Raw genomic sequence first — 9654 nt, 5'->3', positions numbered from 1 at the left:
ATATTGTATATTTTTTTTGAATATGAGTAATAGATGATAAAGATATCGAGCATTAACTCGTTTTTATCCCGCATTAACGAGCAGTAAGACTCCCACTTCAAAATTTAGCCGGAGCAAAGAAGTTAGGTGGGAGATCAACTGCTCGTAAAAGCCCGATTGGTTCAACTAATAATCCATGGGGGATGAACCCTCCCCACGGATTAAAGTTTCACTTTATATATGAGTTTTTGATATACTGTTTATAAATACATATGAGGTTATTCGGGAGGTCCAAAACGATGAAAGAGGAAAATAAGTCCTTTTATATTACTACCCCAATTTATTATCCAAGTGGAAAGTTACACATTGGACATGCTTATACGACAGTAGCAGGAGATGCGATGGCACGATATAAGCGTATGCAAGGATACAATGTTCATTATTTAACAGGAACTGATGAGCATGGACAGAAGATCCAAAAGAAAGCAGAAGAACTAAATGTTACACCACAAGCATATGTGGATAACATTGTATCAGGGATTAAAGAACTTTGGGAGAAGATGGATATCTCTTATGATGATTTTATTCGTACAACTGAAGATCGTCATAAAGATGTTGTTGAGAAAATCTTCAAGCAGCTAGTAGATCAAGGTGATATTTATCTTGATGAATATGAAGGTTGGTATTCTGTACAAGATGAAACATTCTATACAGCGCATCAATTAGTAGATCCAATTATGGAAGGTGACAAAGTAGTTGGTGGGAAAAGCCCAGATAGTGGTCACGCTGTAGAACTTGTTCGCGAAGAATCGTATTTCTTTAGAATGGGTAAATATGTAGACCGACTATTAAAGTTCTATGAAGATAACCCTCATTTCATTCAGCCGGAGTCCCGTAAAAATGAAATGATTAATAACTTTATTAAACCAGGATTAGAAGATTTAGCTGTTTCTCGTACTTCATTTGACTGGGGAGTTCGTGTTCCAGGTAACCCAAAACACGTTATTTACGTATGGGTAGATGCGTTGTCTAATTATATTACTGCATTAGGATATGGAACAGAAAATGAAGAGAAGTATAAAAAATTCTGGCCAGCAGATGTCCATTTAGTTGGGAAAGAAATCGTTCGTTTCCATACAATTTATTGGCCAATTATTTTAATGGCTTTAGATTTACCACTTCCGAAGAAAGTCTTTGCTCATGGCTGGATTTTAATGAAGGATGGAAAAATGAGTAAGTCAAAAGGAAACGTAGTAGATCCAGTTACACTAATTGATCGTTACGGATTAGATGCATTGCGTTACTACTTACTTCGCGAAGTTCCGTTTGGATCTGATGGAGTATTCACACCAGAAGGATTTGTTGAGCGAATCAACTTTGATTTAGCGAATGATTTAGGGAACTTATTAAATCGTACAGTAGCTATGATTGATAAATACTTTAATGGGGAAATCCCTGCATTTAAAGCAAATGTAACTGAGTTCGATGAAACGCTAGTGACATTTGCCAAAGATACATTGAAAAAAGTAGAAGAGGCAATGGAGAATATGGAGTTCTCTGTAGCGTTAAGTTCCATTTGGCAATTAGTTAGCCGTACGAACAAATATATTGATGAAACGCAGCCATGGGTATTAGCGAAGGATGAGAATGATCGTGAAAAACTTGCGTCTGTAATGGCCCACTTAGCTGAGGTACTTCGTCAAACAGGTATTATGCTTATGCCATTCCTAACAGTAGCACCAAGTAAGATGTTTGCTCAACTTGGGCTTACTGAAGAGGCGCATAAATCTTGGGAAAGCCTATCTACAATTGGATGTATTCCAGCTGGAACAAAAGTAGAAAAAGGAAACCCTATTTTCCCTCGTTTGGAAATGGAAGTAGAAGTGGGGTATATTAAAGAACAAATGCAAGGTTCTGCTCCTAAAGTAGAAGAGAAAAAAGCAGAAGAACCAAAGGCAGAAGAAATTACAATTGATGATTTCTTTAAAGTAGAATTACGAGTAGCTGAAGTAATATCTGCTGAACCTGTGAAAAAAGCAGATAAGTTGTTAAAAATTCAGCTTGATTTAGGTACAGAGAAGCGTCAAGTGGTTTCTGGGATTGCTAAATTCTATTCCCCAGAAGAACTAAAAGGTAAAAAAGTTATTTGTGTAACGAATTTAAAACCTGTAAAATTACGTGGTGAATTATCACAAGGTATGATTTTAGCAGGTGAAGAGAATGGCGTATTGTCATTAGCATCAATTGACCAAAATTTACCAAACGGTACAAAAATCAAGTAATTGAGACAAGAAAAGAGATGTTTCACGTGTAACATTGGTGAAGCGTCTTTTTTCTTTTTACATTCCCTTTTTTTGCATTAAAATTGTAGTATTGTTATCGTTAAGTTAGAAAGAGCGTAGTTTTCTATGAGAGAATTGATTTCAATATAAAAGGAGCTATTTATTATGTTGTTTGATACACATTCACATTTAAATGCAGAGCAATTTGAAGAAGATTTACAAGAAGTTATCGCGAGGATGAAAGAAGCGGGAGTTACCTATACAGTTGTTGTTGGATTTGATGAAGTAACGATAAAGAAAGCAATTGAATTAGCAGAGGATTATGATTTTATTTACGCTGCAGTTGGATGGCATCCCGTTGATGCAATCGACATGAATGAAGAACATTTAGCTTGGTTAGAAGAATTAGCTGCTCACCCTAAAGTAGTTGCCATTGGAGAAATGGGATTAGATTATCACTGGGATAAGTCTCCAAAAGAAATACAGAAGGAAGTATTCCGTAAACAAATTGCATTAGCAAAAAAGGTGAAATTACCGATTATTATACATAACCGCGATGCAACTCAAGATATTGTTGATATCCTAGAGGAAGAGAATGCAGCTGAAGTAGGAGGCATTATGCATTGCTTTAGCGGTAGTGTAGAAGTAGCGCAGCGATGTGTCGATATGAACTTTTTAATTTCATTAGGTGGGCCAGTAACATTTAAAAATGCCAAGAAACCGAAAGAAGTTGCTATGGAGATTCCGTTAGAAAAATTATTGATAGAGACAGATTGTCCATATTTAACACCACACCCATTTCGAGGGAAACGAAATGAACCGAGTTATGTAAAACTGGTAGCAGAAGAAATTGCGAATTTAAAAGGAATTTCTTATGAGGAAGTAGCACAAACAACAACAAAGAATGCCAAAGCCTTATTTGGTGTTGAATAAAAAAGAATGGGGAGTCCCATTCTTTTTTTGTTTTTTGAGAAGAGAGATAATAGAAATGATAAGAACCCACTATTTACTCATAACATAAGTGTAGAAATATTGCGGATAAATTAAGATAGAGATAGAAGTGTTACAATAAGGGGAGTGAACAAAGATTTTTCTCTTCTACTTTTTAAAATGTAAGATTGGGAAAATAATAATGGAAAAGTCGTCATTTTTTTGTTTTACTAAGTAGAGATGAAACGAGTGTGGAGGCAAGCATGAAAATTAAAGAGATTATCGTTGTAGAAGGTAAAGATGATACAGTTGCGATTAAACGTGCTGTTGATGGAGATACAATCGAAACGAACGGTTCAGCAATCGGTGATCATGTTATTGAGCGAGTGAAATTAGCGCAGCAAAAACGAGGCGTTATTATTTTCACAGATCCAGATTATCCTGGAGAGCGTATTCGAAAGATTATTTCTGACAAGGTTCCTGGATGTAAGCATGCTTTTTTACCGAAGGAAGAAGCACTTGCGAAAAGGAAGAAAGGCGTTGGAATCGAACATGCTTCTAATGAGTCGATTCGCCGTGCTTTAGAGAATATACATGAAGAAATGGAAGCTTACACAAGTGAAATTAGTTGGAGTGATCTAGTCGATGCGGGCTTAGTGGGCGGAGAAATGGCAAAGAGTCGCAGAGAAAGAGTGGGTAAGCTATTAAAGATTGGTTATACAAACGCAAAACAGTTACATAAACGTTTACAAATGTTTCAAGTTTCAAAGGAATCATTTGCAGAAGCTTATAAGCAAGTAATACAGGAGGAAAAAAAATGAAGGATATCGCAACACCAAATCGTACGAAAGACATTGTTGAAAAGTATGGATTTTCATTCAAAAAAAGTTTAGGACAAAATTTTTTAATTGATACAAATGTATTAAATCGTATCGTTGATCACGCAGAAATCGGTTCAGAAAGTGGCGCAATTGAAATTGGACCAGGTATCGGTGCGTTAACAGAGCAATTGGCGAAGCGTGCTAAAAAAGTAGTGGCTTTTGAAATTGATCAGAGATTATTACCAATTTTAGACGAGACGTTAGCTCCATATAGCAACGTTACAGTTATAAATAAAGATGTACTAAAAGCAGATGTACATGAAGTGTTTAGTGAGCAATTTGAAGAAGGGCAAGATGTAATGGTAGTAGCTAACTTACCATACTATATTACAACGCCAATTTTATTTAAATTGCTTGAAGAAAAATTACCGGTTCGTGGATTTGTTGTTATGATGCAAAAAGAAGTTGGGGATCGTTTAGCTGCTAAACCAGGAACGAAAGAGTATGGTTCTTTATCAATTGCCATTCAGTATTATACAGAGGTAGAAACAGTTATGACTGTACCGCGTACAGTGTTTGTGCCACAACCAAATGTTGATTCTGCGATTATCCGTCTTCTAAAGCGTCCTAAACCAGTTGTAGAAGTGACAGATGAAACTTTCTTCTTTGAAGTAGTACGAGCAAGTTTCGCACAGCGTCGTAAAACTTTAATGAATAACTTATCAAATAATTTAAATGGTTTCCCGAAAGATAAAGAGCTGTTGGATCGAATTTTAACAGAGGTAGGAATTGATCCGAAGCGAAGAGGCGAAACGCTATCTATCGAAGAGTTTGCAACATTAAGTAATGCATTAATTCTTCATAAATTGTCATAAGAATATGAAAGGGACAGTTCAACTTGAACTGTCCCTTTTGTCACCTTTTCTTTCCTAAATTCATACTTTAAAAACAGGTAAGATGGCCTAACGAGTTTGGAGGTAGGAGAATGGCTTTACATGTTGGAGAATTAGTTGAACGATATTCTCATAATAGGGATATTCTTTTTCGTATTATAGAAATAAAAGGCGATATGGCAATATTATTTGGAGAGGAAATTAGACTTGTGGCGGATGCACCACTTGCAGATTTAGTTAGTATAGATCAACGAGAACATAAAAATAGAGTGAAGCGTGAAAAAGAAACGATGGAGCGTACTTACCGGTTGTTTCAGCAAGATTACGTGTTGATGAAACAAAGACATGAACATAATTCAACTGGTGGATATACAAGTGAAGTGAATTATTTTCAAATGCCAGGGCGTGTATTGCATATAGATGGAGATCCTTTATATTTGCGCAAGTGCTTAGATTTATATAATAAAATAGGCGTTCCTGTTCAAGGTATTCATTGTAAGGAAACGGAGATGCATGAAAAGGTAGTAGACTTAATAGATCATTTTCGCCCAGACATTTTAGTTATTACAGGACATGATGCCTATACAAAGTCAAAAGGAGTTATAGGAGATTTGGCAGCATATAGACATTCTAGACATTTTGTACAGGCTGTTCGAGAAGTGCGGAAAAAGTATCCATCATTAGATCAACTCGTTATTTTTGCTGGGGCTTGTCAATCACACTTTGAGGCGTTGATTCGAGCAGGTGCTAATTTTGCTAGTTCACCGTCTAGAATTAATATTCATGCTCTAGATCCGGTATATGTAGTTGGCAAAGTTAGTTTCACCTCATTTATGGAAAGAGTCAATGTATGGGACGTTGTGCGTAATACAATTACTGGTGAAAAGGGACTAGGCGGAATTGAAACAAGAGGGATTTTACGAACGGGATTACCCTTTCAACATTATGATGAATGAGCAAGGTACATACGTATCTTGCTTTTTTATGTGGAAATGATTTAAATGAATCTGGATAAAAAGCGACAAGAATGTGCAGACTATACAATGATACTTGTACAATATAGTATTTCTTCTATCTATTCGAACGCATGATGCTTTTATAATGATATTGTCTGTAAATTGCGGTTAATAATTGGGATAGATATATCGTGTTTTAAGTGTTCAATCTAAATTACAGCGAGGTGTAGCAAGGTATATGTCAAAACGTTTAGATGAAATTAAAAGCGAATTAGATCACCATCTTGGACAGCGACTTGTGTTAAAGGCAAATAGCGGAAGAAGAAAAACTGTGGAGCAATCGGGTGTACTTGCAGAAACGTATCGTTCTGTGTTTGTTGTCCAGTTAGATCAGCAAGAAGATGCATTGCAACGTGTATCTTATAGTTATGCAGATGTTTTAACAGAGACAGTAGAGTTAACATTTTACGATGAACCTCATAATGAAGCATTTTATAATTAATGTGTTACTTGTTACATATATTTCCATAAATGAAAAGCTATATTATTTTGCATACTAATTATACCGTAGCAAAATAAGGAGGGACTCTGCATTGAGTAGACGAAGAGGAGTCATGTCAAATCAATTTAAAGAAGAGCTTGCAAAAGAGCTTGGCTTTTATGATGTTGTTCAGAAAGAAGGATGGGGCGGAATTCGTGCGAAAGATGCTGGTAATATGGTGAAACGTGCTATAGAAATTGCAGAACAGCAATTAATGAAGCAAAACCAGTAGTTGTAAGATACTTTCTATGCTGCGGTAGCCGAGGAGAGATTCCTCGGCTTTTTGCACGCTAAAAGGTGCCATCATTTGACATAAGTAGTTTCATTCTGAATGCTTTTCGTTATAATTAGGGAAGTTTCATCGTCTTACTATAAATTTATGGTAAAATAAACGATAAAAGATTGAGTACATAGAGTGGGTGAATAGATTGAAGCTACTAGTGAAAGCACCAGCAAAGATTAATCTGTCGTTAGATGTACTGGGAAAAAGACAAGATGGATATCATGAAGTGAAAATGATTATGACAACAATCGACTTAGCAGATCGTTTAGAGCTAATGGAATTAGCAGAAGACCGTATTGAAATTTTGTCCCATAATCGGTATGTCCCAGACGACCAACGCAACTTAGCTTATCAAGCAGCGAAATTATTAAAAGAGAAGTTTAATGTAAAAAAAGGTGTATCTATTACTATTGAAAAAACGATTCCAGTAGCAGCTGGATTAGCAGGTGGAAGTAGTGATGCAGCAGCGACATTACGCGGCCTTAATAAGTTATGGGATTTAGGGCTTACAATTAAGGAATTAGCAGAGCTTGGCGCAGAAATTGGATCAGATGTATCGTTCTGTGTATATGGCGGAACTGCAATTGCCACTGGAAGAGGAGAAAAAATTGAACATATAAAGACTCCACCTTCTTGTTGGGTTATTTTAGCAAAGCCCCACATCGGTGTATCTACTGCTGATGTGTATGGAAATTTAAAATTAAATCGTGTTACACATCCAAATGTAGATAAAATGGTTGAAGTTATTAATGACGGGGACTATAAAGGAATTTGTGATACTGTTGGCAATATTTTAGAAGATGTGACGTTTGTGATGCATCCTGAGGTTGCACGTATTAAGGCGCAGATGAAACGATTCGGTGCGGATGCCGTATTAATGAGTGGAAGTGGCCCAACTGTATTTGGTCTTGTACACCATGATTCGCGAATGCATCGTATATATAACGGTTTAAAAGGATTTTGCGAACAAGTATATGCAGTTCGTTTATTAGGAGAGCGAGAAACGCTTGAATAAAGACGTATAATACGTTATGATTTGTTTAGAATATTCGTGATTTGAGGTGAGAGTATGAAAATTAGACGAAGTACAAGATTGGTCGATCTGACTTATTACTTGCTACAAAATCCTCGTCAGCTAGTTTCCCTCACTTTTTTTGCTGAAAGGTATCAATCGGCTAAATCTTCCATTAGTGAAGATCTAGTTATTATTAAGCAAACGTTTGAACAACAAGGGGTCGGCACATTGCAAACGATACCAGGAGCAGCAGGAGGAGTGAAATATATTCCCTATATAAGTGAAGAAGAGGCGAATCTGATTATTAATGAGCTTTGTAGCTTATTTGAAAAACCAGACCGTATTTTGCCTGGCGGTTACTTATATATGACGGATCTTTTAAGTAATCCTCGCCAAATTAATGGTGCAGGTCGTTTATTTGCTTCTGTTTTTGCTAGGCAACCAATTGATGCGGTTATGACGGTAGCGACAAAAGGAATTCCGCTTGCTTATGCAGTAGCGAACTACTTAGATGTACCGGTAGTAATTGCGAGAAAAGATAATAAGGTAACAGAAGGACCCACTGTTAGTATTAACTATGTATCAGGTTCCTCTAAGCGAATCCAAACGATGACTTTAGCAAAGCGTAGCCTTCCAGAAGGATCCAATGTTTTAATTATTGATGACTTTATGAAAGCTGGCGGAACCATTCAAGGCATGATGAGCATGCTAGAAGAGTTTAAAGCTAATGTTGTTGGAATTGGCGTATTAGTAGAGTCTACGGATATTGAAGAAAGACTTATTAATAACTTTGTATCATTAATTCGTCTGTCAGAAGTTGATGTGAAAGAAAAAGCGATTCAAGTGGAAAAGGGAAATTATTCACTTGCACCATTTGATAAAGGGCTTGTAGAGGCTGAGTAAAAAGGTAAAGCAGATAGCTTTACCTTTTTTTATTCCTATTTATAAATTACAAAATAGATGGACAAACTGCCTTTGGTACACTATTTTTAAAGAGTAAAAATAAATAATAAAAGGGTGAAAAGTATGAAAGTTGTTCAAACAAGCAAAGCACCACAGGCAATCGGACCATATTCACAAGGGATTATTGTAAATAATATGTTCTATAGTTCAGGACAAATTCCGTTAACGGCAAGTGGAGAACTTGTAACAGGAGATGTAACAGTACAAACAGAGCAAGTATTTGAAAATTTACAAGCGGTATTAGCAGAAGCAGGTGCTTCATTTGATACAGTGGTAAAAACAACAGTATTCTTAAAGAATATGGATGATTTTAATGCTGTTAATGAAGTATACGGTTCTTATTTCTCTACTCATAAACCAGCGCGTTCTTGTGTACAAGTAGCAAAATTACCGAAAGATGTTTCTGTTGAAATCGAAGTAATTGCCCTAGTTAAGTAACTCTTTGTAAGCGATAATCTCTACTAATCCTTATATTCAACTAACTTAAAAATTTTTATCTTAAAAATTTTTAAAAAATTAAAGGGAAAATAGAAATTTTGTGGAATTTATACAAATATATCGCTTATTTAGAAAAGGGTGGTGAACACAAGATGGAAGTGACTGACGTAAGATTACGCCGCGTAAACACAGAAGGCCGCATGAGAGCAATTGCCTCTATTACTCTAGACCATGAATTTGTTGTTCATGATATTCGTGTAATTGATGGTAATAATGGATTATTTGTAGCAATGCCAAGTAAACGTACTCCAGATGGAGAATTCCGTGACATTGCACATCCAATTAATTCTAATACACGCTCTAAAATTCAAGATGCGGTTTTAACAGAGTATCATCGTTTAGGCGAGTTAGAAGAGGTTGAGTTTGAAGAAGCAGGCGCTTCGTAAAATTCGAATGAAAAGGGCTTTTGAAAGAAAGTCTTATAATTTTGTAGCAAACTCCTGTAAGCATTTACAGGAGTTTGTTTTTTTTTGAATAATACACGTTTCTAATT

The 9654-nt window shown here is 36.1% G+C and carries 11 protein-coding genes; all 11 read left to right on the top strand.

Going from position 1 to position 9654, the window contains the following annotated elements:
• Positions 1-278 precede the first annotated feature (278 nt).
• The 11 genes from metG (at position 279) to spoVG (ending at position 9547) form a co-directional block, all read left to right on the top strand.
• Complete coding sequence (metG, locus tag AB3X48_RS13355; protein WP_002029324.1) at positions 279-2261, top strand: methionine--tRNA ligase; 1983 nt, start codon at positions 279-281, stop codon at positions 2259-2261.
• A 165-nt stretch (positions 2262-2426) separates the two neighbouring features.
• Positions 2427-3194: a TatD family hydrolase gene (locus AB3X48_RS13350; protein ID WP_016106813.1), complete on the top strand. Its 768-nt coding sequence runs from the start codon at positions 2427-2429 to the stop codon at positions 3192-3194.
• A gap of 260 nt (positions 3195-3454) precedes the next feature.
• Positions 3455-4012 carry a ribonuclease M5 gene (gene rnmV / locus AB3X48_RS13345; protein WP_002159637.1) on the top strand — a complete coding sequence of 186 codons (558 nt, stop codon included), beginning with the start codon at positions 3455-3457 and terminating at the stop codon, positions 4010-4012.
• Complete coding sequence (gene rsmA / locus AB3X48_RS13340; RefSeq protein ID WP_002091590.1) at positions 4009-4887, top strand: 16S rRNA (adenine(1518)-N(6)/adenine(1519)-N(6))-dimethyltransferase RsmA; 879 nt, start codon at positions 4009-4011, stop codon at positions 4885-4887. Before rnmV ends, rsmA begins: the two co-directional genes overlap by 4 nt.
• Before the next feature lie 110 nt (positions 4888-4997).
• Positions 4998-5861: a sporulation peptidase YabG gene (yabG, locus tag AB3X48_RS13335; RefSeq protein ID WP_016106814.1), complete on the top strand. Its 864-nt coding sequence runs from the start codon at positions 4998-5000 to the stop codon at positions 5859-5861.
• A gap of 238 nt (positions 5862-6099) precedes the next feature.
• The gene (gene veg / locus AB3X48_RS13330; protein WP_002107294.1) at positions 6100-6363 is read left to right on the top strand and encodes a biofilm formation stimulator Veg; all 264 of its coding nucleotides are present in this window, start codon (positions 6100-6102) and stop codon (positions 6361-6363) included.
• Between the two features lie 91 nt (positions 6364-6454).
• Entirely contained in the window at positions 6455-6634 is a 180-nt protein-coding gene (sspF, locus tag AB3X48_RS13325) for an acid-soluble spore protein SspF (protein ID WP_001985066.1), read from the top strand.
• A 196-nt stretch (positions 6635-6830) separates the two neighbouring features.
• On the top strand, positions 6831-7700 hold the full coding sequence (gene ispE, locus AB3X48_RS13320; protein ID WP_131232837.1) for a 4-(cytidine 5'-diphospho)-2-C-methyl-D-erythritol kinase: 870 nt from the start codon (positions 6831-6833) through the stop codon (positions 7698-7700).
• A gap of 54 nt (positions 7701-7754) precedes the next feature.
• Positions 7755-8603, top strand: coding sequence for a pur operon repressor (gene purR, locus AB3X48_RS13315; protein WP_002159635.1), 849 nt, complete (start codon positions 7755-7757; stop codon positions 8601-8603).
• Positions 8604-8726: 123 nt separating this feature from the next.
• Positions 8727-9101, top strand: a complete 375-nt coding sequence (locus AB3X48_RS13310) for a RidA family protein (protein WP_016106815.1) — start codon at positions 8727-8729, stop codon at positions 9099-9101.
• 152 nt (positions 9102-9253) lie between these two features.
• Positions 9254-9547: a septation regulator SpoVG gene (spoVG, locus tag AB3X48_RS13305; protein ID WP_000454042.1), complete on the top strand. Its 294-nt coding sequence runs from the start codon at positions 9254-9256 to the stop codon at positions 9545-9547.
• The last annotated feature ends 107 nt before the right edge of the window (positions 9548-9654 follow it).

The sequence above is a fragment of the Bacillus sp. S4 genome, assembly GCF_040838205.1.
GTDB classification, from domain to species: Bacteria; Bacillota; Bacilli; order Bacillales; family Bacillaceae_G; genus Bacillus_A; species Bacillus_A cereus_U.
Note: the sequence above shows the minus strand (reverse complement) of the source record. Positions and strands in the feature narration are given on the sequence as shown.